This is a genomic window from Streptomyces corynorhini (assembly GCF_003346515.1).
Classification (GTDB): domain Bacteria; phylum Actinomycetota; class Actinomycetes; order Streptomycetales; family Streptomycetaceae; genus Streptomyces; species Streptomyces corynorhini.
The window spans coordinates 1-24,110 of the sequence record NZ_QQNA01000122.1 but is presented as its reverse complement, the minus strand read 5'-3'; the positions used below and the strand labels follow the sequence as shown (position 1 = coordinate 24,110).

Here is a 24,110-nt window from a genome sequence, read left to right as displayed (position 1 = left end):
ACCGAGACCGGGGGTACACGACTCCGGTGGCCGGGCGACGGGCGGTCGGCGTGACGGGAGTGTGATCGGTATGCGCGTGGTTCAGGTGACGGCCTTCGGCGGCCCCGAGGTCCTGCGGACCGAGGAGGTGCCCGACCCGGTGCCGGGCGCGGGCGAGGTGGTGATCGATGTCGCCGCCGTGGACACGATGTTCGTGGAGACGCAGGTCAGGGCGGGCTGGGGGCTGGAGTACTTCCCGGTGCGGCCCCCGTACGTCCTGGGCGGCGGTGTCGCCGGTACGGTCCGTACGGTCGGCGGCGACGGCGACAACGGCATTGGCAACGGCGGCGGCGGTGACGGCTGGTCCGGCCGTCGCGTCGTGGCGTCCATGGGCATGACCGGCGGCGCGGTACAGCGCGCGGTCGCCCCGGTGTCGGCGCTGGTCCCCGTACCGGACGGGCTGGCTCTCCCGACCGCTGCCGCCGTGTTCCAGGACGGCGTCACCGCCTTCGCGCTGCTCGACGCCACGGCGGTCACGGCGGGCGAGCGCGTGCTGATCCTGGGTGCCTCGGGCGGCATGGGCACCCTGCTGACGCAGCTCGCCGCGGCGCGGGGCGCGCGGGTGGTGGGTGTCGCGCGCGGTGCGCGCAAGACCGCACTCGTACGGGAGTTGGGCGCGGACTCCGTCGTCGACGGTACGGACGGCGACTGGCCGGCCCGCGCCCGCGACGCGCTCGGCCCGGCGGGCGCCGATGTCGTCCTGGACGGGGTCGGCGGCACCATGGGCGCCGTCGCGTTCTCCCTGACGGCCGACGGTGGCCGCTTCTCGGCGCACGGCGCCCCGACGGGCGGCTTCGCCGCCGTCACGCCGCGGGAGGCGGCCGACCGCGGGATCCGGCTGCTGACCATCGCCGAGGCGCAGCTCTCCGGGGAGGTACGGGGACGGCTCGCGGCCAGGACCCTGGCGGAAGCGGCGGCCGGCCGGCTCCGCCCGGTGATCGGCGCGACCTACCCGCTGGACCGGGCGGCGGACGCCCACCGCGCGATCGAGGGACGCGAGCTGGTGGGAAAGGTCCTGCTGACGGTCTGACCGAAGAGCGGATCAGCCGGAGAGCCGATCAGCGGGAGAGCAGGCCGACCGGAGAGCCGACCGACCGGAGAGCGATCAAACGACGACCAGATCCATCGACGAACGGATCAATCGACGACCGGATCAAACGGCGAACCGATCAGCCCACGACAGGTCAGAAGACGTCCGGGCACCAAGGCCGCCTCGGCGTGCGGAACAGCGCCTCCGCGACCGCCGCCGCGCCCGGCCGCTCCTCCGCCAGCGCGCCCAGCGCCGCGAGCCGCAGCGCGGACCCGTCGCCGAGGTACAGAGCGCCCAACTCCCTTACGTCAAGCACGAGATCGGCGGACTCCGTGGTCGGCGCACAGCTCGCGCCCGTCGGCGAGGCGTCCAGCCGGAACCGGCCGCCCGCCAGCCCCGCCTTGTCCCGCACCTCAAGCGCCAGCGCGGCCGTGACCCCGTACGTGCGCGCCTCCAGGGCCCGTACGGTGTCGAGGATCCGCAGCCACATGAAGTCGGACTGCAGGGCGATCCGGGCGGAGCGGGGGTCGGGGAGGAGGTCGGGCAGCAGATCGTCCGGGGCGCGGAGCCCGGTCCGCACGGTGGAGACCCAGTCGATCGAGCACACGAAGTGCCACAGCGCGCGCTCGGCCGCCGGGGACAAGGCGATCATTTTGCGCACGGACGCGGTGTTCAGCGGCTGCTTGGCGTCGCCCCAGTGGTCGTCGGAGCCGTACGTCATCAGCCCTTCGACCTCGCCGACGGCCGAGCGGTAGACCGCGTGGAACGGCTCCGTCCAGGGAAAGGCGCCTGTCGCCACGCCGGTGTTGACCCCCCACCAGCGCGCGTCGCGGCTGACCGCGCCCGGCCGCGCGGCCCGGAAGCGCTCGTGCAGCGCGGGGCCGAACTCCCGTACGTCGGCGCCGTCGACCAGATCGATCCGGCCGCCGTCCTCGGGCTCCGACCACCTCGGGTCGAGCCCGGCGCGCGCCACGTCGATCGACCACTCGGTGATCCGGGTGGCGGGACCGAACCCGTACCGCCCGTAGATCCGGTACTCGGCGGCGATCAGGGTGGCGACGGCGTCGCCGCGCTCCTTGGCCTCCTTGAGGTCATCGCCCATCATGCGGGTGAGCAGCCCACGCCTGCGGTGGGTCGGCGTCACCGAGACGTTGGTGACCGCGTCGGAGGGCAGCACGGCCCCGCCGACCACCGTCAGCTCCTGCGGGAAGGTCCGGAACGTCGCGACGCAGCGCCCGTCCTCGAACGCCCCGCGCGTACGCGCCAGGTCGGTGCCGTCGAGCCGGGCGGCCGTCGCCTCCTCCGAGACCACGGGCGGGCGCAGAAACCCTGTCTCCAGGGCCCGCGCCCAGTCGAGGATGTCGGACTCGGCGACGGAACGGACCTCAAGGCTCATGGTGCGCACGGTATGCGGGGGTGAAGAGCGACCGCATCCGGTTTTCGGGTCCGGTGGCGGGCTGTCCCGTACGTACGGGACAGTTCCGCGCGGAGACGCTCCCGTACGTGGACGGACTCCCGTACATGGAGGGATTCCCGTACGTGGACGGACTCCCGTACGTACGGTCAGAACGCGGCCCGGACCGCCCCCACCACGTCCGCGCCGCCCATCAGCGGCGCCCGGCCGATCCTGGCCAGCACCTCGGCCTCCACGCCCAGCAGCTGGAGGGCGCGCGCCAGCACCGGTCCGAGGGCCCGGGTCCCGCCGTCCTCGATCTTGAAGGCCAGGGCCCGGCCGTCCGCGAGCGCCACCGCCTGTACGGCCTCCGCGCCCATCTTCGAGAGCGTGCCCGGCACCTCGCGCATCAGCCAGGTGTCGCTGCGGCGGGTGCCCGCCACGTACTCGGGGTGCGCGCGCATCGCGTCCGCCACCCGCCGCTCGGCCGTACCGGGCGCCGCGAGCACGAAGTGCCGGAAGGCACGGGCGAGACCGGCGAGGCTGAGCGCCATCAGCGGGGCGCCGCAGCCGTCCGTGCCGACCACCGGGACGCGTTCGCCGGCCGTCTCCTCGACCACCATCCGGACGAGCTTCTGCAGCGGATGCGCGGGATCCAGATAGCCGTCCCGGGGCCAGCGGTTGAGATCGCAGGCCGCCAGCATCGCGGTGTGCTTGCCCGAACAGTTCATGACGATCCGCTCGCGCACGCCACCGGCCGCGAGATACGCCTCCGCCTCCACCCGGTCCAGCGGCAGGTCCTGCGGCGTCCGGAGGTCGTCGGCCGTCAGCCCGTGCTCCGCGAGCATCGTGCGGACGAGTTCGAGGTGGAACGGCTCGCCGGAATGGCTCGCGGCCGCCAGCGCCAGCCGCTCGCCCGACAGGTCGAGCCCCGCGCGCAGTACGGCCGCCGCCTGCATCGGCTTGTTGCTGGAGCGCGGGAAGACCGGCGCCTCGGAGTCGCCCAGCTCCAGCTCCACCCGGCCGTCCGCCGCGAGCAGCACCAGCGAGCCCCGGTGGCGGCCCTCCACGAAGCCGGACCTGACGACCTCCGCGAGCACCGGCGGTTCCACGCGCGCGAGGGCGTGCGCACCTGCGGAGACGGTGGTGCTGCTGGAGGTACTGGAGGTACTGGACATGCTGGAGGTCATCCTCGGCCTTCCGGAGCAGGGCGGGACAGGACAGAGCGGCACAGGACAGACGCGGTACGGAGGAGCGGACAGCGGACACCAGACAGCAGACGGCAGACAGCGGACGAGTCGACGCCGACAGCCACTTTCCCGCCTACATCAGCAGATCATCCACCTGTGCTTCACCTTCACGGTACCTGCGCGCGATCTCCGCGCTGCAATCGTCCGCCGTACGCTGCAACTGATGGCGCCGCCGCGACAACTGACTCTCGTTACGGACCAGTCGGCCCATCGCCGCGCGCAACTCCTCGTCCGTACGCGCCTCCAGGTCCGACAGCTCCACTTCCGCGAGCGTCTCGGCGGCCAGCGTACGGAACTCCTCGCCGCGCGGCGTGGAGAGCGTGACGTGCCGGGCGGACGAACGGTGCCGCGACGGGGCGTCCGTCAGGATCTCCGAGAGCCGGTCGACCACCGGCGTCTCGGGCGCGGTACGGCATGCCAGTTCGGCCCGCAGGATGTCGATACGGCCCTGGAACAGCCTGCGCAGATAGCTGAGATCGGCCTCGTCGCGCTGCGACTCCCGGCGCAGCGCGCGCAGTTCCGCCAGCCGCAGCACGGTGAAGTCGTACGGCAGTGGCGCGGGCCAGCCCTCCCCGCCGCCGCGCCTGCCGCCGCCCGCCGCGCTGCCGATCCCCCTGCCCGTCCCGCTGCCGATCCCACCGCCTGTCCCGCTGCCTGCCCCGGTGCCCGTCCCGCTGGTCGTACGGGTCGCCGGTACCGCCACGGGTACGGGACCGGGCGGCTGCCCGGCACCAGATGTGCTCATCACGCGTACTTCCCCTCGCTCCGCTGGAGGCTCCCCGCCCCCAGTGCCGGAAGGGGCACTGCTCCGCCGGGAACCGCGGGAACCCCATCCCTGGACCGGTGCGCGTCACGCCCCGCACCGGCTCCGTGCATCGTGCCACTCCTGCCGCCGCCCATGGGGGCGCTCTGCACCCGTTCGGCCCCCGATAGGTTGGTTCGTATGCGTGCAGTGGTGCAGAGAGTGGACGGCGCGAGCGTCGCCGTCGTGACCGGGTCCGGGACCGAAATCGTCGGCGAGATCACCGGTGAAGGGCTGTGTGTGCTGGTCGGAGTCGCCCACGAGGACACTCCGGAGCAGGCGGAGCGGCTCGCCCGCAAGCTCTGGTCGATACGGATACTGGAGGGCGAGAAGTCCTGTTCGGAGGTGAACGCCCCGCTCCTGGTGATTTCGCAGTTCACTCTCTACGGGGACGCCCGCAAGGGCCGTCGCCCCACCTGGAACGCCGCCGCGCCGGGCGCGGTGGCCGAACCGCTGGTCGATGAGGTGGTGGCGCGGCTGCGCGCGCTGGGCGCGAAGGTGGAGACGGGCCGGTTCGGAGCGGACATGCGCGTCTCGCTCACGAATCACGGCCCGTTCACGGTGGTGCTGGAGATGTGACCTCGTGCCGGGGCGGGTCACCCGCCCCGGCAGACCCGGCGCGTCACCCGCCCCGGCGCGGGGCCCCGGCGCGTCACCCGCCCCGGCGCGAGGGACCCCGGCGCCGGGAGGGGACCCGGGCGCGGGGCCCCCGGCTACACCTCCACGACGACCTCCTGGGCCGCCGCCGTGTCCCCGGCCAGCAGCTCCGCGTCCGTGGGGACGTTGCGCTTGATCAGGGCCAGCGCGATCGGCCCCAGCTCGTGGTGGCGCCCCGACGACGTGATGAAGCCCAGCTGGCGCCCCTCGGCGCCGTCCGCCGCGAGCCGGACCGGGGTGCCGTGGCCGGGCAGGTGCACATCGCTGCCGTCCAGGTGCAGGAAGACCAGCCGGCGCGGCGGCTTCCCGAGGTTCTGTACCCGGGCCACGGTCTCCTGCCCCCGGTAGCAGCCCTTGTCCAGGTGGACCGCGCCACCGATCCAGCCCAGCTCGTGCGGGATGGTCCGGTGGTCGGTCTCGAAGCCGAGGCGGGGCCGGTGCCCCTCGATGCGCAGCGCCTCGTACGCGAGGATGCCCGCCACCGGGCCGCGCGCGGCGGCGTACGCCTCCAGGTCGGCGCGGGGCAGGAACACGTCCCTGCCGTACGGGGTCTCGCGTACGGCCGCCCCCTCGGGGGCCTCGGCGATGGATCCGGCGGGCAGATGGACGACGGCGAAGTCGTCCGTACGGTCGGCGACCTCGACCCGGTAGAAGAACTTCATCGACTCCAGATAGCCGACGAGCGCCTCCCGGGGCCCCGGCTCCACATGGGCCCAGACCGTCGTGCCGTCGTCCACGAGGTACAGCGCGTGCTCGATGTGGCCGTTCGGGGAGAGGATCAGCGCCTCGGTGGCCTGCCCCGGCGGCAGCTCGCTCACGTGCTGGGTGAGCAGCAGATGCAGCCAGCTCAGCCGGTCGTCGCCGGTGACGGTGATGACACCGCGGTGGGAGAGGTCGACCAGACCGCTGCCCGCGGCAAGGGCCCGTTGTTCGCGGAACAGGTCGCCGTAGTGCGCGGCGACGCCCTCGTCCTGGCCTTCGGCGGCGACGGCTCCGGGGAGAGTGAGCAAGGGGCTCGAATGAGGCTGCATGTCCTTCAGCGTACGACCCGGCGGCCCGCGACCGGGGTGTCGGCGGCCGTGAACGCGCCGCCGCGGACCACTACGCGCCACAACGCGCCACTATGCGTCTCTGGGCGCCGCGGGGCGTCTCCCGGCGCCTCTCCGGCGCCTCTCTGGCGTATCTACGCGTCCTCGGTCGCCCGCGCGGCGCACTCCCGGCAGCTGCCGAAGATCGCGAAGTGCTTCATGTCCGTCGTGAAGCCGAAGTCCTCGCGCAGCTTGGCGGTGAACTCGGCCGCCACCGAGATGTCCGCCTCGATCACGTTCGTGCAGTCGCGGCAGACCAGATGGATGTGGTGGTGCCGGTCGGCCAGGTGGTACGTAGGGGCGCCGTGTCCCAGATGGGCGTGCGAGACGAGCCCCAGCTCCTCCAGCAGCTCCAGCGTGCGGTAGACGGTGGAGATGTTCACCCCGGAGGCGGTCTTGCGGACCTCGCCGAGGATGTCGTCCGGCGTCGCGTGTTCGAGGATGTCGACGGCTTCCAGGACAAGCTGACGCTGTGGGGTCAGCCGGTAGCCGCGCTGCCGCAGGTCGGTCTTCCAGTCGGTGCTCACCACGCCCCCAGTGTAGGCAGGCGCGGCGGCGGTCCCGGCTACTTGAAGAAGGCGATGCCGTCGTCCGGGAGGTCTCCGAGGTCCTTGGCCCACGCGGCGACCTGGTCCGGGGTGACGATCTTCTTCAGGTGCGCCGACATGTACGGGCGCAGCGGGACCTCGGGGGTCGCCTTCTCGCCGACCCACATCAGGTCGCTGTTGACGTAGCCGTACAGCCGCTTGCCCCCGCTGTACGGTCCGGAGGCGGCCGTGCGCGCCACCGCGTCCGTCACCAGGTCGATCTGCGGCTTCTGGGCGGCCAGCTCGCCGTACCAGATCTCCACGACGCCCTGGTCGCGCACCATCACGACCTCGACCTTGCGGTCCTTGTCGATGCGCCAGTAGCCCGACTCGGACTCGATCGGCCTGATCTTCTTGCCCTCGCCGTCCAGCGCCCAGGTGTGCGAGACGTACTCGATGAAGTCCCGGCCGTCGTGGCTGAAGCTGACTTCCTGGCCGAAGTTGGCCTTCTCGTCACCGGGGAAGTCGAAGACGCCGACTCCCTCCCAGTCGCCGAGGAGGAAGACGAGGGGGACGAGGTCCGGGTGCAGGTCGGACGGAATCTCGATCATGGGGGCAGCTCAGGCGATCTGTAGGGGTGAGGTGGGCGGACCGGCGGACACCAGCGGTCAGGAGATCAGCGCTGGCCCTGGTACAGCTTCTTCACGGCCAGTCCGGTGAAGGCGAGCACGCCGACACAGACGAGGACCAGCAGGGTGGAGAAGAAGATCTCAAGCACGGATGCTCCTCGGACGAGCGGTACGAGCGGGTAGGGGCCGGGGCCCAGCCTAATGGGTGGGCGCCCGGCCCTCTCGTCGAGGTACTCCGAGGTGGTCGGAGGCCGACCGAGGTGGTCCCGGGCGGTCCCTGGTGGTCCCTGGTGGTCCCGGGCGGTCCCGGGTGGTCACGGGTGGTCCCGGGTGGTCCCGGGCCTCAGCCGAGCAGCTGGTTCTGGAGGATCGTCGTCTGGTGGAAGGGCACGGCGGGGGAACCTCCCTTCCTCTCCTGCACGATCAGCGCGAGGGTGTCCCCGGCGACGATGTAGGCGTGCCGGGTCTGGGTGGCGCCGTACGGCTCGGGCTCCACGTACGCGTCCGCCATGGTGCGCAGCGCGGCTCCGGCGGCCGAGTCCGGCAGCCACTCCTCGTCCAGGACGCTCTGCGGTGCCGTGGCGAGCGGGAGGCCCTCCCCGGTCTCGATCTTCGTCGCCTCGTACGCGAAGGTCTGCGCGAACGCGACCGACGGGAACCGCAGCAGGTAGATACGGGCGGCCGTTCCGTCCGGCATCGTCCAGCCACGGGCCGCGACATGCCGGACGGCGAGGTCCCGGAGCCATGGACGCAGCTCGGCGCGCCGGTCCTCCGCGTATTCGGACACGTACTGGTCCGTGCTCACCCACCCGCCCGTCCGCTTCTTGTCGGGCGTGGCGCCCGCCGGGGCCGGGAGCAGCAGCTCACGGAGGTCCGCGTGGTGGATCTCCCCCGTATTGGCCTTCGAGAAGGGCCGCGGGGATCCCACCGGCAGCGCGGGCAGGGACAGCTCCGGGTACTCCCAGCGGCCGTCGTCGCGCGTCGAGAGACCGGGGACCTGTTCGCGTTCCATCCCGCTGACGCCGAAGGCCGCGCCCGTACCGACACCGGCGAAGACGGCCGCGGCGACGGTCCAGCGGGCGGCGGCGCGCAGCAGGCGACGGGGCGGCCGGGGAGCCGGCCCGTCGAGCGCGCCCGCCGCGGGCTCGGACCCGGCCACCGGCTCGGGCTCGGACCCGGCCACCGGCTCGGGCTCGGACACCGGCTCGGACCCCGGCGGAGAGACCGTCTTCTCACTCATATGTACTCCCCCGGGGACTCGATGTGGTCGAGCTGATCCTTCACCAGCTCGGAAAGGGCCGCCGAATTGAACGGCTTGACTCCGAACGCGGCCACACTGACGGCCAGTTCACCTTCGTGTGCCGCACACTGCGCCGCTATGAGACCGGCCTTGCTGTTGGTCCTGTCCAGGAAGCACCCCGCGTCACGGTGTCCCTCGATCTTCGGCCCCTTGGCGGCCCCGCTCCACGCGAACGCCACTCCGTTCTGCCATGTCCGGGCGGTCGCCTCGTCCTTCATCCGGATGATGTGGATCTCCACGACCAGATCGTCCTCATCGACCGGCGCGTACGTACGGATCACGTAGCCCTTGATGCCCAGTCCGTCGATCTCTCTGTCCAGCAGCCGACGCGAGGCGCCGGGCAGCCCTTGGCCGGCCGACTTCACGAGCGCCGTCGCCCGCTTGGCGCTCAGCTCACTGTCGTTGCCCAGCTCGGCCACGTCGGGACCGAGCCGGTAGCCACGGGGAACCGGCAGCAGCTTGCGGCGGAGTTCGGTGTCCTTACGGCCCTTCTCGAAGCCCTCGGCCGGGTCCTTGCCCGGCTCGGAGTCCGATGGCGCCCAGGCTTCGGCGGCAGCGGTCCTGTCGGCCCCGTCGGCGGTCGTCTTGATGAACACGGCACCGGCCACGACGGCGGCGCTCACGAGGAGCGCGGGCAGTACGGTCCTGGTGAACCGGCGCGCGGGCTTCCCGGAAGCCGACGCCTCCGGCACCTCCGTGAGGGCCTCTGGGGTCTCTCCGGTCTCTCCGGTCTCCGCGGCACTCTCCGGTGTCCCCGTGTCACTCGCCGAGGGCTCCGGTGTCCCCGTGTCACTCGCCGAGGGCTCCGAGGGCTCCGAGGGCTCCGGTGTCTCCGGTGTCTCCGCGACCGGGTTCGTACGGTCGTCAGCGCTGTCGTTCACAACCGCTCCAACTGCCGCTCGGCCAGCGTCCGCACGCGCTTTTCGCTGATCGGCTCGCTGTCGTAGATGAAGATGTCCATCAGGATGTCGCCCCGGTGGGCGATGGCCCGCGCCCCGTACAGCGGGGGCTGTCCGGGGTCCTGTGCGACGTCGTAGAGGTAGTAACGGCCGTTGCCGCTGCCCTTGATCGCGACTCCCTCGTCATCCGGGCCGTTCTCGCCCTGGACCGCCCAGTACCGCTGCGTCTCGGCTTGCTCCGCCGCGCGCAGGTCGGCCTGGTCCCTGTACTGGACGAGGGAGACATGCGTCTCTCCGGCCTTCCCCTCTGCCCAGGAGATCGCCGCGGCCCGGCGGAAGTCCTCGCCCACCAAGTCCTCGAAAGCGGCTTTCTCGTCGTCGAAGTCGAGGGCACGCCGGTCGATCGTCGTCCATCCCTGCTGGATCCAGTCCGGGAAGATCAGCTTCGCACCGGCCGGCTTGCCGAGCAGCAGCTTCCGCAGATCACCGTCCGTCCTGACCCGGCTGTCCTCGGCCGCGCTCAGCGGCTTCGCGGCCCGGCCCGCCGGGAGTGGCTTCGCCGGATAGGCCAGCCCCGGCTGCCCCAGCACCGGCAGGGGCGCGGGCGCGCGGTCGGCCTGTATCGCGTATCCGGTGGCCGTTCCCGCGACCAGGCCGAGTACGGCGGCGGTACCGATCAGCAGGGCCGTACGGCCGCGTCTTCGGTTCTTGGATCCCACGTTCGCTGTTTCCCCCACGTTCGCTGTTCCCCCTGCGTAACGGTCGCCTGGACCGTCGTCATCAGCTCTGCCGCGCGGGCGGGTTACCCGCGCGCCTCAGCGCAGACCCGCGACGAAGGGTGGGGGTTGCGCGGCGGCGGATTACGATTCCGCATATGCAATCCGAGAAGAAGCTCGTGATCAAAGTGACCGCCGGTGCCGACGCGCCCGAGCGCTGTTCCCAGGCGTTCACGGTGGCGGCTGTCGCCGTGGCCAGCGGAGTCGAGGTCTCGTTGTGGCTGACGGGTGAGTCGGCGTGGTTCGCGCTGCCGGGGCGGGCGGCGGAGTTCGAGCTGCCGCACGCGGCGCCGCTGCCGGAGCTGATCGAGTCGATCCAGGCGGGCGGGCGCGTCACCCTGTGCACGCAGTGCGCGGCACGGCGCGGGATCGAGGAGAAGGACGTGCTGGCGGGGGTGCGGATCGCCGGGGCGCAGGTCTTCGTCAGCGAGATCATGCCGGACGGCGTCCAGGCGCTCGTCTACTGACCGCTGCTGGCGGCTACTGACCGCTGCTGACGGCTGCTGACGGCTGCTGACGGCTGCTGACGGCCGAACCGGCTGCCCTACCCGGAGAGCCGGGCCGCCTACCGGCGTTTTCTGCGCTCCAGCTCGTCCAGCCAGGCCCGCGACTTCCGCGCCTCGCGGGTCTCCGGGTCCTCCGGCGGCTCGTCCCACCAGCGGTCGTCCTTGTCGCGGGTATTGCCCACGATGGCGGCGATCGGCGGGAGCAGCAGCGCGACCGCGCACAGCGCGATGGCAGCCGGGACCGACCAGACGCGCACGAAGGTGCAGGCGGACACGAAGAGGATCAGGCATCCGCCCATGATCAGGAAGTAGCCGCGACGGCGCCGCGCGTACATACCTCCAGCGTACGACCGGACCTCACGCCGCCACCGGACCTCATCGTGCGGCGCGGACCTCACCGGACGACCGAAGGACCGTGCCCCATCAGTGGAAGCGTCCAACCCCCTGGGACACGGCCCTCCGGCCGGTCATACGTGAATCAGCGGCGCGGAACTCAGCCCCGCGCGGAACTCAGACCGCGATCGCGACCTCGGAGAGGCCACCCGTCTGCGCGACGACCGTACGGTCCGCCGAGCCGCCGGGGACGAGGGCGCGCACCGTCCACGTGCCCTCGGCCGCGTAGAAGCGGAACTGGCCGGTCGCCGAGGTCGGGACCTCGGCGGTGAACTCGCCGGTCGAGTCCAGCAGGCGCACGTAGCCGGTGACGGGCTCGCCGTCGCGGGTCACGGAGCCCTGGATCGTGGTCTCGCCGGGCTTGATCGTCGAAGCGTCCGGGCCGCCGGCCTGTGCTCCACACATACTGTTCAGTCCTTCTGTCGCAGGTCGGGGCGGGATTACTTGGCGGCGCCGAGTTCGATCGGCACGCCGACGAGGGAGCCGTACTCGGTCCACGAACCGTCGTAGTTCTTGACGTTGTCCACGCCGAGCAGCTCGTGCAGCACGAACCAGGTGAGCGCCGAGCGCTCACCGATGCGGCAGTAGGCGACGGTGTCCTTGGCCAGGTCGATCTGCTCGTCCACGTAGAGCTGCTTCAGCTCGTCGTCCGACTTGAACGTGCCGTCGTCGTTGGCGTTCTTCGACCACGGGATGTTGCGGGCGGTCGGGATGTGGCCCGGACGCTGCGACTGCTCCTGCGGGAGGTGCGCCGGGGCGAGCAGCTTGCCGCTGAACTCGTCGGGCGAGCGCACGTCGACCAGGTTCTGGGTGCCGATGGCGGCGACCGCGTCGTCGCGGAAGGCGCGGATCGAGGTGTCCTGCGCCTTGGCCTTGTACGTGGTGGTGGCGCGGGTCGGGACGGCGTCGACCAGGTCGCGGGAGTCCAGCTCCCACTTCTTGCGGCCGCCGTCGAGGAGCTTGACGGAGTCGTGGCCGTAGAGCTTGAAGTACCAGTAGGCGTAGGACGCGAACCAGTTGTTGTTGCCGCCGTAGAGCACGACGGTGTCGTCGTTGCCGATGCCCTTGGCCGACAGGAGCTTCTCGAAGCCCTCCTGGTCGACGAAGTCGCGGCGGACCGGGTCCTGGAGGTCGCTCTTCCAGTCGATCCTGACCGCGTTCTTGATGTGGTTCTTGTCGTAGGCCGAGGTGTCCTCGTCGACCTCGACGATGACTACCTTCGGGTCGTCGATGTGGGCCTCGACCCAGTCGGCGTCTACCAGGACGTCACTGCGGCTCATGCTGTTCTCCTCCGGGGCAGTGTGCGGCGAGATGGTGCTGTGCGGTGGCTTCGGGGGCAGACGCTGTTCCGGTTTTCGTGCTCTCCGGGCGCCTGACCGGCGCGTACGGGCCCGACAGGGGGCCGGTGCTTCCGGGGCGGGGATCCTGAGCTGAGGCTCGAAGGGCCCGGGGAGGGACAGAACGCGAACGTCCCGCTCAGTGGGTGCGACAGAGCATGGCGGCGACGCGGCACAGGTCTACTGCCCGCCGCTTCGTGAAGTCCGCCTGAAGCTTCATACGACCGATCGTAGGTACGTCACGAGCGCCATGTCACCGCCGTGTCGGATTCTGAGACGCGATCATCCGCCTGTCGAGACGACAGGCGGTCGAACGCCGTGCGGACGGGGGCTCGGACAGCCGCTGCCGCCCGGACCGCCTCCCTCATCCTGCCCGCAGCTGCGGAACGGACACCACCGTCTCACCATCCGGCCCATCCGGCCGTATCCGGCGCGGAGCCGGCGCGGGGCCGGGGCCGGGCCGGGAGGTCGATGGGCGACGCCTCAGCCCGTCAGCGAGACGTCCGTCCCCGTACCCGTGAACCGCAGCCCGCTCTTCTCCGCGGCCACCTTGTCGAGCTTGACCGTCGACGGCAGTCCTTCGATCTTCATGTCGTAGTCCACCAGGTCGCGCAGCTGGCTCTCGAAGCCCGGGATCGGCAGCGAGGGCAGGGAGGCGGCCTTCAGCCGGACGGTGTCGCCGTTCGACAGCGAGACCGTGCTGTAGACGCTGAGCTGCTCGCCGGCCAGCAGCGCCTTGAACGGGGCGGGGATGTTGACGCCCGCGCCCTCCGCCACATCGGCCAGCGAACCCGACAGCTTGACCTGGCTCTTGGCGGCCCGCTCGTCACCCGCGTACCCGACGCTCACGCCCTTGGGCGCCGACCGTTCGAGATCCGCGTACGAGATCCGGGCCGAGCCCTCGGCCCTGCCCGCCGTCGCCGAGGTGTAGCCGCTGTCGATCGTGACGTCCTTGAGCACCGCCTTGACCTCGGTGACCTGGATCGCGCGCCCGTCCACGGTGGCGTTGACGCCGTCGAGCCGGATATCGACCTCCTCAAGGGAGTCGAAGACCTGGGTGAGGAAGGGGAAGCCCTTGATGGAGACCTCGGGGTCGGAGCTGAGCCCCTGGCTCGACTTGAGCTTCTCCGCGACCTGGCCCTCGGCGAAGTACACGGCCGCCCGGTCGGCGGCGACGAAGAGGCCGCCGAAGATCACGACGAGTATCAGCAGTGTCCGCAGTGCGCGCATTGCCCGGTGTTCCCCCACCCTGGTCGGTCATGACCGCGGCCGGCCATGTTCGTCTACGTGTACTTGTCCGTGTACGCGTAGGTGTACATCATGCTGTTGCCCGCGATGACCGCCCGTACGTACGTGCTCTCGGTACCGGCCCCGCCCGCGACGGTGACCGCGAGCGTAACCCGGCGGGCGGTGCGCGGACCCGGACCTGGATCCGGATCCCGCGCACCGCCCGCCGGAGTGATCGATCCCAGTCATCGACGCCGGTCGCGGCCGAACGGTTCCCACCGGCGCGCGTGGTCAGATCAGCGCGCGTCCCAGCAGGTAGACGGCCGGCGCGGCCGCCGTGAGCGGCAGCGCCACCCCGGCGGTCATGTGGACGAAGCGCGACGGGTAGTCGTAGCTCGCCACGCGCAGCCCGATCAGCGCGCAGACCCCGGCGACCAGTCCGAGCAGCGCGCCCGTGCCGCCGGTCAGCTCACCACCCGTGAGCCCGCCCGCGACAAAACCCGCGCCCGCGGCAGCCAGCGCGGCGGCCACCCGGGAGACGAGTCCCGGCAGCGGCAGCGCGCGCACCACGGTGGCCACCGCGACGGCGATCGCGCCGACGACCACGGCGGACGGCACCGCCGCCAGATGCCCGGCCGCGAGGATCGCGAGCGCGGCGGAGACGACGGCGGCCATCAGACCGGCCATCCGCTCGTCGCCCGTCGCGGGGCTGCGCAGCTGCAGGACCACGACCAGCAGCACCCACACCCCCAGCGTGCCGATAATCGCGGCGGCGCCGTTCTCCCGGCCCGCGGCGAGCAGCGCGACATCGGCGACCAGGCCGCCGAGGAAGGCGAGCGCGATGCCCTGCCGGGCCGGCCACATGCCGTTCAGCCGGAACCAGCCGGCCGCCGTGACGGCCTGGAGCAGTACGAGGGGGACGAGCAGCCCGTACGGTCCGAGGGCCGCGCCCCCGGCCATCAGCAGCCCGAGCAGCGCGGTCAGCCCGGCGGGCTGGATGCCGGGCGGGATGATCGGCGAGCGGCCCTCCGCGCGGGCGCGCTGGGCGTCGGTCATCCGGGCGGCGCCCAGGGTGGTGGGCGCGCTGTAGCCGTCGGTGCCGGGCGCTCCGGAAGCTCCGGGCGCTCCGGGCGCTCCGGGGACGGGAGACTGCATCGGCGCCTGAGCCTGTGCCTGTGCCTGTGCCTGTGCCTGTGCGTGTGCCTGTGCCTGGAACGGCGGCTGCGCCGGAGGCTGCGTCGGCCCCGGGGCCGCAGGCTGCTGAGGCAGGTACGCCGTGTCGGCCGCCGCGGCGGCCCGCTGAGGCTGCGGGGCCTGCGGGGACTGCTGGGCCTGCGGGTACGCCGGTCCCGCCGTCTGCGGCCGGATCTGCGGCTGGTACTGGGTGTCCCAGGTCTGCCCCTCCCACGTCTGCGCCGCGGGGACCTCCTGCTGTCCCCGCGGCGGCTGCTGGGGCTCCGCCCAGCCCTGCGACCCCTGCGACCCCTGCGACCCCTGCGGTCCGCGACCCGCGCCCTGGGCCCCGTACGGCCCCCGGGCCTGCCCCTGGTCCCGGGCCTGTCCCTGGCCCTGGCCCTGCCCCTGGTCGTACGGATACTGCTGATCGTTGCTCATATGCTGCGGTTCACCCTCCTGCGAACGGCGGGAGCACCTCGACCGTGCCGCCCTCGGCAAGGCGTACGGTCTCATGCCCACGGGTGCCCACGGGGTCGCCGTCGACAAGGAACGAGGATCTGCTGAGCACGCGGACCAGCTCGCCGGGGTGCCTCACCCGGACAGCGTCCAGCGCCTCGGCGAGGTTCTCCGCCGCGTACGGCTCCTCGGCGAGGCCCGCGGCGGCCTTGGCCGCCGCCCAGTAGCGGATCGTGCCCGACGCCATGCCCGCTCCTCTCCTCCCCGCGCGCTTCGCGCGCCCCTGTTTCCCCGTACCGACGCCCTGCGCGCACCCGTACGTACACCCGTCCGTACGCGCATGCGGCCCGTACGTCAGTGCCCCCGCTCCCCATGATGACGGAGGAGATCCGCGCACCTGTGCGCCCCCTGTGCCCCGCATCACTCGAAACCTTCCGTACATAGCCCGTACACCGTGCCGGAGCAGGCAAAGAGCGGCCCAAAACAGCGCGCGCCCAGCGCGTCTCGCGCACCCGCAAACACGTGATCTGCGAGATTGCCCCTCTCCACAGGAAGATAAGTGGGTTATTCTCCTGTGCAGAGGATCCGGGCAAAGCAGCCCCCGGGTCCTTTTGTGTTTACCGCCCGTTGTTACAGACAGGTGACGCAGACGGAATTCACAGACACAAGGAACAGATCGAACGGTTCGAACGAACAGCGCGAACCGGTGGGCCCCCGGGGCGCGGGGCCCACACGCGGGACCAGCAGTACGAGCAGTACGAGCAGTACCCGGCAATACCGCTCCACAGCAGTACCCAGCAGTACCCAGCAGTGCCGCATACGTCCTCGCAGGGACCGAGGAGGAACCGACGTAATGGGCAAGCGAACCGTGTACGACAACAGTCCGACCGAGGCAGGTGGGCGGCGATGAGTTCTCTGCTGCTTCTGACGAACGCGCTCCAGCCCTCCACGGAGGTGCTGCCCGCTCTCGGACTTCTGCTCCACAATGTGCGCGTGGCCCCCGCCGAGGGGCCCGCCCTCGTCGACACCCCAGGTGCCGATGTCATTCTGATCGACGGCCGCCGCGATCTTCCGCAGGTGCGCTCGCTCTGCCAGCTGCTCCGGTCCACCGGGCCCGGCTGCCCGCTGATCCTCGTCGTCACCGAGGGCGGCCTCGCGGCCGTCACCGCCGACTGGGGCATCGACGACGTCCTGCTCGACACGGCGGGCCCGGCGGAGGTCGAGGCGCGGCTGCGGCTCGCCATGGGCCGCCAGCAGATCTCGACCGACGACTCCCCGATGGAGATCCGCAACGGTGACCTCTCGGTCGACGAGGCGACGTACAGCGCGAAGCTCAAGGGCCGGGTCCTGGACCTGACCTTCAAGGAGTTCGAGCTGCTCAAGTACCTCGCACAGCACCCCGGCCGGGTCTTCACCCGGGCCCAGCTGCTCCAAGAGGTCTGGGGATACGACTACTTCGGCGGTACGCGGACGGTCGACGTACACGTACGGCGGCTGCGCGCCAAGCTCGGCGTCGAGCACGAGTCGCTGATCGGCACCGTACGGAACGTGGGCTACCGCTTCGTCACCCCGGAGAAGCCGGAGAAGGCGGAGAAGGCGGAGAAGGCCGAGCGCGCCGCCGAGAAGTCCGAGCGCGAGAAGTCCGAGCGGAAGGCGGGCGCCGCGGCTGCCGCCCCCGAGGAAGCCGAAACGGCGGCCACGGCCACGGTCACGGAAGAAACGGCTGTACACGAAGAAGCCGCTGTACACACTGCCAAGAGGTAGGTCACCCCGCGTAGACTGCCGCGCGTGGCCAAGGTGACGCGGGACGATGTGGCACGACTGGCGGGTACGTCGACTGCGGTCGTCAGCTACGTCATCAACAACGGACCCAGGCCGGTCGCCCCGGCCACGCGCGAGCGGGTGGTCGCCGCGATCAAAGAGCTGGGCTACCGCCCGGACCGGGTCGCCCAGGCGATGGCCTCGCGGCGGACCGACCTGATAGGGATGGTCGTGCCCGACGCCCGGCAGCCCTTCTTCGCGGAGATGGCGCACGCCGTGGAACAGGCCGCGGCCGAGCGCGGAAAAATGGTCCTCGTAGGAAACTCCGACTACCGGGACGAGCGCGAAGTCCACTACCTGCGCGCCTTCCTCGGCATGCGGGTCTCCGGACTGATCCTGGTCAGCCAGGGCCCGAGCGAGCGCGCCGCCGCCGAGATCGACGCCTGGGACGCCCGGGTGGTACTGCTGCACGAGCGGCCGGAGAACATCGACGACGTCGCCGTCATCACGGACGACATCGGCGGCGCGCAGCTCGCCACCCGCCATCTGCTGGAGCACGGCCATCCCTATGTGGCCTGCCTCGGCGGCGTCGAGTCGACCCCGTCCGTCGGCGACCCGGTCGCCGACCACGTCGAGGGCTGGCGGCGGGCGATGCTGGAGTCGGGCCGCTCGGTGGAGGGCCGCCTCTTCCAGGCCCCGTACAACCGTTACGACGCCTACCTCATCGCGCTCGAACTGCTCGCGGGCCCCGACCGCCCCCCGGCCATCTTCTGCTCCACCGACGACCAGGCCATCGGCCTGCTGCGCGCCGCCCGCGAGCTGCGCATCGACGTGCCGGGCGAGTTGGCCGTCGCGGGCTTCGACGACGTCAAGGAGGCCGGTCTCACCGACCCGCCCCTGACGACGATCTCCTCCGACCGCCCCGCGATGGCCCGCGCGGCGGTGGACCTGGTGCTGGACGAGGGCCTGCGGGTGGCGGGTTCACGGCGCGAGCGCGTGAAGCAGTTCCCGTCGGCGCTGATCGTGCGCCGCTCCTGCGGCTGCGCGTAACCGCTGCGCGTAAGCGCTGCGCTCAGCCGCTGTGGCCCGGCCCGTTCCGGCCGGCATTTCCTTCGCCGACAGTTCCTTCGCCGACAGTTCCTTCGCCGGGGGTTCCTTCGCCGGGAGTCCGGCCGGAGCGGGGGTAGGTGGAGTGCGGCCCCGGACGTCCCGGGCCCGTCGGCCTACTCCTCGGCCGACGCCGGGGCATCGGGACACAGCGAGTGCCCGCACTCGCAGGGCGGCCAACGCAAGACGGCACCGGGCACGAGGTCGACGTTGTCGCCGCCGTATTCACCTTTGGGCACGACCAGCAGGCCGTCCATGCCGACCGTGCCGACCGTCTCTGTCAACCGTGTCAGACGCCCGCGCGCCTTGCTGCTGCCCGTCATTCCGCCGTTCGCTTCAGTCCGTGGGGTACGCGCTCCGTGAGCGCCCTTGTCACCGGGGCCAGGTAGTGTCCTGCGAGTTCCCGAAATGCCCTCACCAACTGGTTGTGGTCGCCGGCGCGGGTAGCCAGGACAACGTGACTGGGCGTGACGCCCTTCAGGGGAACAGTGGTGACCCCGGGGCGCAGGCGGTTGAGGTACTCGCCGGCAGGGACGATCGCGACGGCCTGCCCGGCGGCGATGTGCTCGATCTTGTCCTCGACGTCCTCGACGAGCGGACCGTCAGGTGCGGGACGTCCGCCGGGCCGAGGATCGATGCGCCAGAAGGCGTTCCAGCCCGGGTCGGGCAGCCGGGGCATGGGTTCGTCGGCTATGTCGTCGAGAGTCACGAAGTCCCGGTCGGCCAGGGGATGGCCGAGGGGAACCACGAGGATCCGGGACTCCTCGTGCAGGACAGTGACCTGGAGGCCCTCGGTGCGCAGTGGCAGCCGGGTCACCACCACGTCCGCCCGGCCGTCGAGCAGTGCCTCGCGCGGTTGGTTCCACGGCAGGTGCACGGCGCGTACCTCCGTGTCCGGGTTGCGGCGGCGCAGTTCGACGACGGCCGGAGTGACGATGAGGTTGGTGGTGTAGCCGATGGTGATGCGCTTGGGCTGGGCGGCGGCCCAGGCGTGTGACATAGCCCGGGTGGCGGATTCCAGCAGGGTCCGAGCAAGCGGGAGGAAGGCATCACCGGCCTCGGTCAGCTCGGTACCTCGCGGGGAACGGTCGAGCAAGCAGGCGCCCATCTGCCGCTCAAGTCGCCGGATCTGGCGGCTCAGTGAGGGCTGCGTGGTGTGCAGGGCGTCGGCGGCGCGACCGAAGTGACGGTGCTCGGCGACGACGGTGAAACAGCGGACCAGTCTCAGATCCAGGTCGGGGAATTTCGGTGGCACGTCGGGCATGCCTGAGCCTACCTCCGGGAGGGGCGAAAGCGTGCCGCTCACGGCTGTGAGCTGGGGTGATACGTGACGAGTATCGCTCGGTGCAGAACATTCATTGGCCGGTCGGCATGCGGCGGACGCAGACTGAGGGTCAGCGGCCCGGCCAGCCCCCGGTACCGCACTGCTTCCTTTTTCGACTCACCGTCCGATCGGAGTCGCACCATGTCCTCACCTGCCGTCCTGATCACCGGAGGTACCAGCGGAATCGGCAAGGCGACGGCCGAACTGCTGCATCAGCGGGGGTACCGGGTGATGGTCACCGGACAGAACCCGGACACCCTCGCGGCCGCGAGGAAGGAGCTGCCCGAAGGCGTCGTCGTACTTCGGGCGGACTCGCGCTCAGCGTCCGACACCGACCGCCTCACGTCCGAGGTCCGCACGCGCTTCGGCTCACTCGACGCCCTTTTCCTCAATGCCGGGATCAACCGTGCCGCCCCGCTGGAGGCGATCGACGAGGCAACCTACGACGACGTCTTCGCGATCAATACGAAAGGGCAGTTCTTCACGCTCCAGAGGACACTGCCGTTGCTCCGCGACGGTGCCTCGGTGATCTTCACCGTGGGTATCGGCGCCATCCGTGGTATCCCCGGCGGGAGCCTCACCGCCGCCAGCAGAGGGGCCCTGCTGACGATGGTCCCCTCATTGGCCATCGAACTGGCTCCCCGGCGCATACGCGTCAACGCGGTGAGCCCGGGAGCCATCGAAACCCCGATCTGGTCGAAGTCGGGCCTCTCTCCGGAGGAACTCTCGGCGGTCGCCGAAGACATGGCCGTCCGCATCCCCTTCGGACGTATGGGTTCAGCCCGCGAGGTCGCCGAAACTGTGGCTTTTCTCGCCTCCGACGCCTCCGGTTATGTGACTGGCCAGAACATCACCGTCGGCGGAGGCAGCGGAATCGCGGCCTGACCATCCCTCCACCCACCCGTTCGGCAGCACAGGAGAAAGTCACCCATGGACATCATCGACGCGCAATTGCATCTGCCACGGCCCTGGTCGCAGTGGGCACACGGCGACGAGTCGTACCCGCACCTGCTGTCCGAGGTCGTCCTCGCACAGATGGACGCGGCAGGCGTCGACGCGGCCGTCCTCGTCAGCCACCCGGACGTCGCTCCCGTCGAGTGGTGCAAGGCCGCGGTTACCCGGCACCCCGGGCGTCTCGCCACCGTGCTGACGCTCGACGAGACCTCGCCCGACATCGCCGGGCAGGTGGCCCGCGCACGAGAGGAACCAGGCGTTCTGGGACTTCGGGTCAACATCGCTTTCCCTCCCGCTGCCGTTGAGCGCCTGCGAGCCGGGGCCTACGAGAAGCTGCTGACCGCCGCCGAACAGCACCGGATGCCGGTCTGTTTCCTGGCCTCGGGTGTGCTGTCCGACGTTGCGCCAGTGGCACACGCACACCCTGAACTCCCTGTGGTGATCGACCACATGGGGCTGAACCAGCCGCCCTTCGCACCGGCCGACGAGCCACCGTGGCGTGACCTCGGCCAGCTGCTGTCCCTCGCCGAACTACCGAACGTCTTCGTCAAACTCTCGGGCGCCCCGACACTGTCCACCCGGGCATACCCGTATCCGGACGTCTGGCCCCATCTGCTGCAGATCCTCGACGCGTTCGGCACCGACCGATGCATGTGGGCGACCGATCAGCACCGGGTCTTCGGTCGGCTGCACGGCTTCGATCCCGTACCGAGGTACCCGGGCTACCACTCCTACGCTCAAGGTCTGCACTACCTGCTCGACCAGCCCGAGCTGTCCACGTCGGAGAGGACCGCGCTGTTCGGCGGCACCACACGCCGGATCATGGGATGGCCACCCGCACAGTCTCCTGCTGCCGAATCCCATCGCCTGGCGAACTGACGTAACGCGGCGTCCAGTTGCACCACGAGAATCCGGCCCACCGACGCCGCCGAGGGCCCCGGCGCGCGGCATCAGCAGGACGGCGACGGCCGCGCCGAGCCGCACCGACAGCCCGCGGGCCTTTATATGGGGCATACGCGGTTTTGTTGCCCTTCTCAGCGGGTCCTCAGCCAGCTCTCATGTTCGGCGTCGAGAGTCATTCCCATGACCGACAACTACCGCAGCAGCGGCGACGCAGACGGCACGCAGCAGCAGCCCTCCACGGGGGCCCAGGGTGGGCAGGCGTGGCCGCCGCCGCCCGCGTACGGTCCTACGGTGTACGGCGACCCGGCGACGGCGACCGCCTCCGGCACCACGGCCACCGCACCGGCTCCCACGCACCGTGCCAAGAAGCCGGTGGCGCTGCTGGCCGCCGTCGCGCTGGCCGCGGCGGTCGTCGGCGGAGGGTCGGCCGCGCTCGTGGGGCGGTGGACGGACAACGGTACGACCACCGCGTCGTCGGTGATCAGCGGTACGCCCGTCGCGCAGAGCAGCAAGGGAACGGTCGCCGGGGTCGCGCAGGCCCTGTCCCCCACCATCGTGGAGATCAACGCGACCTCCACGAGCGGTGACGCGACCGGCTCCGGCGTGATCATCACGTCGGACGGTGAGATCGTCACGAACAACCACGTCATAGCGGGCGCTTCCACGGTGAAGGTCCAGCTCAGCACGGGCAAGACCTACACGGCCAAGGTCGTGGGCACCGACGCGGACAAGGACCTCGCGCTGATCAAGCTGGAGGGCGCCAGCGGGCTGAAGACGGCCACGCTCGGCGACTCCGACCAGGTGCGGGTGGGCGACGAGGTGGTGGCGATCGGCTCCCCCGAGGGGCTGACCGGCACCGTCACCAGCGGCATCGTCTCGGCCCTGAACCGCGACGTCACCGTCGCCAAGGACCAGGACCAGGACCAGAGCCAGGGCCAGGGCCAGGGCCAGCAGCAGCAACAGCAGGGCGGTGGCGGCGCCGGGAACTGGCCGTTCGAGTTCGGCGGCCAGCAGTTCAACGGGGACACCGGCTCCTCGAAGACCACGTACAAGGCGCTCCAGACCGACGCCTCGCTCAACCCGGGCAACTCCGGTGGTGCGCTGATCAACATGAACGGCGAGATCATCGGCATCAACTCGGCCATGTACGCCCCGAGTTCGTCCTCCGCCGGCACCGGCTCCAGCGCGGGCAGCGTCGGCCTCGGCTTCGCCATCCCGGTCAACACCGTGAAGGCCGACCTCGCCACCCTGCGCGCCGGCGGTACGAACTGACGACAGAGGCCGTACGGCGGGCGCCCCGCCCGCCCGTACCTCCTCGAAGGAGACACGCCATGACCAGCACCGTCATCAGCACCGTCATCAGCCCCGTCACCGGCACCGTCCGCGCGGCGGGCCCCAGTGACCTGGCGCTTCCGCTCGCCCTCGTACATGATCTTGTGCAGGCCCAGGCCGAGCCCTCGACGCGGGCCGGGGCCGAGCCCCCGGCCGCCGCGCCGACGCGCCGCGCGGACGAGGTCCGTACCGCCTCCAAGGCGCGCGGAGCCCGTCGGCGCCGGACGGCCGTGCGAGGCTGAGAGGCAGCGTGGTAAGCGTCCCGCCGACCGACTGACGAGGTAGCAGCGACATGAGTCCCGCCGAAGGCGATCCCCAGAGAATCCTGATCGTCGACGACGAGCCCGCCGTACGAGAGGCCCTCCAGCGCAGCCTCGCCTTCGACGGCTACGGGACCGAGGTCGCCGTCGACGGTCTCGACGCCCTCACCAAGGCCGCCGCCTACGGGCCCGACCTGATCGTCCTGGACATCCAGATGCCCCGGATGGACGGGCTGACGGCGGCCCGTCGGCTGCGGGCGGGCGGCTCCAAGGTGCCGATCCTGATGCTGACGGCCCGCGACACGGTCGGCGACCGGGTCACGGGCCTGGACGCGGGTGCGGACGACTACCTCGTCAAACCGTTCGAGCTGGACGAACTCTTCGCCCGGATCCGCGCGCTGCTGCGGCGCAGCTCGTACACGACGAGCACCGGCGCGGTCCAGGCGGACGACGTCCTCGTCTTCGCCGACCTGCGGATGGACCTCACGACGCGCGAGGTGCTGCGCGGCAACCGGCGGGTGGAGCTGACCCGTACGGAGTTCACGCTGCTGGAGATGTTCATGGCGCACCCCCGGCAGGTGCTGACCAGGGAGCAGATCCTCAAGGCGGTGTGGGGCTTCGACTTCGAGCCGAGCAGCAACTCCCTGGACGTGTACGTGATGTACCTGCGCCGCAAGACGGAGAGCGGCGGCGAGCCCCGGCTGGTGCACACGGTGCGGGGCGTCGGGTACGCGCTGCGCGCGGACGGCGCGGTCGCGCCGGGAGTGCCAGGGGTGCCGGGAGTGCCAGGCGTGCCGGGGGCTCCGGGGACTCCAGGGGCTCCGGGGACTCCGGCGGGCTCCGGCGGATTCGGGGGACCGGCGTGACCTCCCTCGTACACCGGCTCCGTACGCTCCCACTGCGCTCCCGGCTGGCCCTGCTCGTCGCCTCGGCGGGCGCGGTCGCGGTCGCGGTGGCGGCCGTCGCCTGCTGGCTGCTGACGCG

27 protein-coding genes are annotated in these 24,110 nt (G+C 71.2%); 10 read left to right on the top strand and 17 right to left on the bottom strand.

The features are described from left to right. The first annotated feature begins 70 nt into the window (after positions 1-70). Positions 71-1,069, top strand: a complete 999-nt coding sequence (locus DVH02_RS16835) for a zinc-binding dehydrogenase (protein WP_114624628.1) — start codon at positions 71-73, stop codon at positions 1,067-1,069. Between the two features lie 154 nt (positions 1,070-1,223). Here DVH02_RS16835 and DVH02_RS16830 read toward each other — a convergent pair whose 3' ends face one another. From DVH02_RS16830 to DVH02_RS16820, 3 genes are all read right to left on the bottom strand, one after another. Continuing rightward, positions 1,224-2,465 carry a GNAT family N-acetyltransferase gene (locus tag DVH02_RS16830; protein WP_114624635.1) on the bottom strand — a complete coding sequence of 414 codons (1,242 nt, stop codon included), beginning with the start codon at positions 2,463-2,465 and terminating at the stop codon, positions 1,224-1,226. A gap of 167 nt (positions 2,466-2,632) precedes the next feature. Beyond that, a complete protein-coding gene (locus tag DVH02_RS16825) occupies positions 2,633-3,640 on the bottom strand; it encodes an asparaginase (protein WP_114624634.1) in 1,008 nt (335 codons plus the stop codon). 145 nt (positions 3,641-3,785) lie between these two features. Beyond that, positions 3,786-4,457: an RsiG family protein gene (locus tag DVH02_RS16820; protein ID WP_114624627.1), complete on the bottom strand. Its 672-nt coding sequence runs from the start codon at positions 4,455-4,457 to the stop codon at positions 3,786-3,788. Between the two features lie 198 nt (positions 4,458-4,655). Between DVH02_RS16820 and dtd the strand changes: the two genes are divergently transcribed. Further along, positions 4,656-5,093, top strand: a complete 438-nt coding sequence (gene dtd, locus DVH02_RS16815; RefSeq protein ID WP_114624626.1) for a D-aminoacyl-tRNA deacylase — start codon at positions 4,656-4,658, stop codon at positions 5,091-5,093. A gap of 134 nt (positions 5,094-5,227) precedes the next feature. Here the strand turns inward: dtd and ygfZ are convergent, their stop codons facing one another. The 6 genes from ygfZ to DVH02_RS16780 form a co-directional block, all read right to left on the bottom strand. After that, positions 5,228-6,202 (bottom strand): CAF17-like 4Fe-4S cluster assembly/insertion protein YgfZ, encoded by a 975-nt coding sequence (gene ygfZ / locus DVH02_RS16810; protein WP_114624625.1) that lies wholly within the window; start codon positions 6,200-6,202, stop codon positions 5,228-5,230. 152 nt (positions 6,203-6,354) lie between these two features. Continuing rightward, positions 6,355-6,789 carry a Fur family transcriptional regulator gene (locus DVH02_RS16805; protein ID WP_114624624.1) on the bottom strand — a complete coding sequence of 145 codons (435 nt, stop codon included), beginning with the start codon at positions 6,787-6,789 and terminating at the stop codon, positions 6,355-6,357. A 35-nt stretch (positions 6,790-6,824) separates the two neighbouring features. After that, a complete protein-coding gene (locus DVH02_RS16800) occupies positions 6,825-7,397 on the bottom strand; it encodes an FABP family protein (RefSeq protein WP_114624623.1) in 573 nt (190 codons plus the stop codon). Positions 7,398-7,758: 361 nt separating this feature from the next. Next, entirely contained in the window at positions 7,759-8,655 is an 897-nt protein-coding gene (locus DVH02_RS16790; RefSeq protein WP_114624621.1) for a hypothetical protein, read from the bottom strand. Next, the gene (locus DVH02_RS16785; RefSeq protein ID WP_114624620.1) at positions 8,652-9,596 is read right to left on the bottom strand and encodes a hypothetical protein; all 945 of its coding nucleotides are present in this window, start codon (positions 9,594-9,596) and stop codon (positions 8,652-8,654) included. Before DVH02_RS16785 ends, DVH02_RS16790 begins: the two co-directional genes overlap by 4 nt. After that, a complete protein-coding gene (locus tag DVH02_RS16780; RefSeq protein ID WP_233518272.1) occupies positions 9,593-10,333 on the bottom strand; it encodes a hypothetical protein in 741 nt (246 codons plus the stop codon). The genes DVH02_RS16785 and DVH02_RS16780 overlap by 4 nt, the downstream gene beginning before the upstream one ends. A gap of 155 nt (positions 10,334-10,488) precedes the next feature. Between DVH02_RS16780 and DVH02_RS16775 the strand changes: the two genes are divergently transcribed. Next, entirely contained in the window at positions 10,489-10,857 is a 369-nt protein-coding gene (locus DVH02_RS16775) for a DsrE family protein (RefSeq protein WP_114624618.1), read from the top strand. Positions 10,858-10,955: 98 nt separating this feature from the next. On the opposite strand, the gene DVH02_RS16770 is transcribed toward DVH02_RS16775, so the two are convergent. From DVH02_RS16770 to DVH02_RS16745, 6 genes are all read right to left on the bottom strand, one after another. Next, positions 10,956-11,231 (bottom strand): DUF3099 domain-containing protein, encoded by a 276-nt coding sequence (locus tag DVH02_RS16770; RefSeq protein WP_114624617.1) that lies wholly within the window; start codon positions 11,229-11,231, stop codon positions 10,956-10,958. 175 nt (positions 11,232-11,406) lie between these two features. Then, positions 11,407-11,694: a DUF1416 domain-containing protein gene (locus DVH02_RS16765; RefSeq protein WP_030590573.1), complete on the bottom strand. Its 288-nt coding sequence runs from the start codon at positions 11,692-11,694 to the stop codon at positions 11,407-11,409. A gap of 35 nt (positions 11,695-11,729) precedes the next feature. Continuing rightward, a complete protein-coding gene (locus DVH02_RS16760; protein ID WP_114624616.1) occupies positions 11,730-12,569 on the bottom strand; it encodes a sulfurtransferase in 840 nt (279 codons plus the stop codon). Positions 12,570-13,109: 540 nt separating this feature from the next. After that, positions 13,110-13,856, bottom strand: a complete 747-nt coding sequence (locus DVH02_RS16755) for an LmeA family phospholipid-binding protein (RefSeq protein ID WP_199566315.1) — start codon at positions 13,854-13,856, stop codon at positions 13,110-13,112. Positions 13,857-14,144: 288 nt separating this feature from the next. Then, positions 14,145-15,467 carry a hypothetical protein gene (locus tag DVH02_RS16750; RefSeq protein WP_233518271.1) on the bottom strand — a complete coding sequence of 441 codons (1,323 nt, stop codon included), beginning with the start codon at positions 15,465-15,467 and terminating at the stop codon, positions 14,145-14,147. Positions 15,468-15,477: 10 nt separating this feature from the next. After that, on the bottom strand, positions 15,478-15,732 hold the full coding sequence (locus DVH02_RS16745) for a MoaD/ThiS family protein (protein WP_114624614.1): 255 nt from the start codon (positions 15,730-15,732) through the stop codon (positions 15,478-15,480). Positions 15,733-16,391: 659 nt separating this feature from the next. Between DVH02_RS16745 and DVH02_RS16735 the strand changes: the two genes are divergently transcribed. Both DVH02_RS16735 and DVH02_RS16730 read left to right on the top strand, forming a co-directional pair. Further along, entirely contained in the window at positions 16,392-17,249 is an 858-nt protein-coding gene (locus tag DVH02_RS16735; RefSeq protein ID WP_114624612.1) for a response regulator transcription factor, read from the top strand. Positions 17,250-17,273: 24 nt separating this feature from the next. Then, on the top strand, positions 17,274-18,296 hold the full coding sequence (locus tag DVH02_RS16730) for a LacI family DNA-binding transcriptional regulator (RefSeq protein WP_114624611.1): 1,023 nt from the start codon (positions 17,274-17,276) through the stop codon (positions 18,294-18,296). 173 nt (positions 18,297-18,469) lie between these two features. Here the strand turns inward: DVH02_RS16730 and DVH02_RS16725 are convergent, their stop codons facing one another. Both DVH02_RS16725 and DVH02_RS16720 read right to left on the bottom strand, forming a co-directional pair. Beyond that, positions 18,470-18,676 carry a hypothetical protein gene (locus DVH02_RS16725; protein ID WP_114624610.1) on the bottom strand — a complete coding sequence of 69 codons (207 nt, stop codon included), beginning with the start codon at positions 18,674-18,676 and terminating at the stop codon, positions 18,470-18,472. Beyond that, the gene (locus tag DVH02_RS16720; protein WP_114624609.1) at positions 18,673-19,617 is read right to left on the bottom strand and encodes a LysR family transcriptional regulator; all 945 of its coding nucleotides are present in this window, start codon (positions 19,615-19,617) and stop codon (positions 18,673-18,675) included. Before DVH02_RS16720 ends, DVH02_RS16725 begins: the two co-directional genes overlap by 4 nt. A gap of 201 nt (positions 19,618-19,818) precedes the next feature. Between DVH02_RS16720 and DVH02_RS16715 the strand changes: the two genes are divergently transcribed. From DVH02_RS16715 to DVH02_RS16695, 5 genes are all read left to right on the top strand, one after another. Further along, on the top strand, positions 19,819-20,562 hold the full coding sequence (locus tag DVH02_RS16715) for an SDR family oxidoreductase (protein WP_114624608.1): 744 nt from the start codon (positions 19,819-19,821) through the stop codon (positions 20,560-20,562). 45 nt (positions 20,563-20,607) lie between these two features. Further along, positions 20,608-21,510, top strand: a complete 903-nt coding sequence (locus DVH02_RS16710) for an amidohydrolase family protein (protein ID WP_114624607.1) — start codon at positions 20,608-20,610, stop codon at positions 21,508-21,510. 204 nt (positions 21,511-21,714) lie between these two features. Then, a complete protein-coding gene (locus DVH02_RS16705) occupies positions 21,715-22,806 on the top strand; it encodes a S1C family serine protease (protein WP_114624606.1) in 1,092 nt (363 codons plus the stop codon). Positions 22,807-22,865: 59 nt separating this feature from the next. Next, positions 22,866-23,108 (top strand): hypothetical protein, encoded by a 243-nt coding sequence (locus tag DVH02_RS16700; RefSeq protein WP_114624605.1) that lies wholly within the window; start codon positions 22,866-22,868, stop codon positions 23,106-23,108. 50 nt (positions 23,109-23,158) lie between these two features. Beyond that, complete coding sequence (locus DVH02_RS16695; RefSeq protein ID WP_114624604.1) at positions 23,159-23,992, top strand: response regulator transcription factor; 834 nt, start codon at positions 23,159-23,161, stop codon at positions 23,990-23,992. Positions 23,993-24,110: the final 118 nt, after the last annotated feature.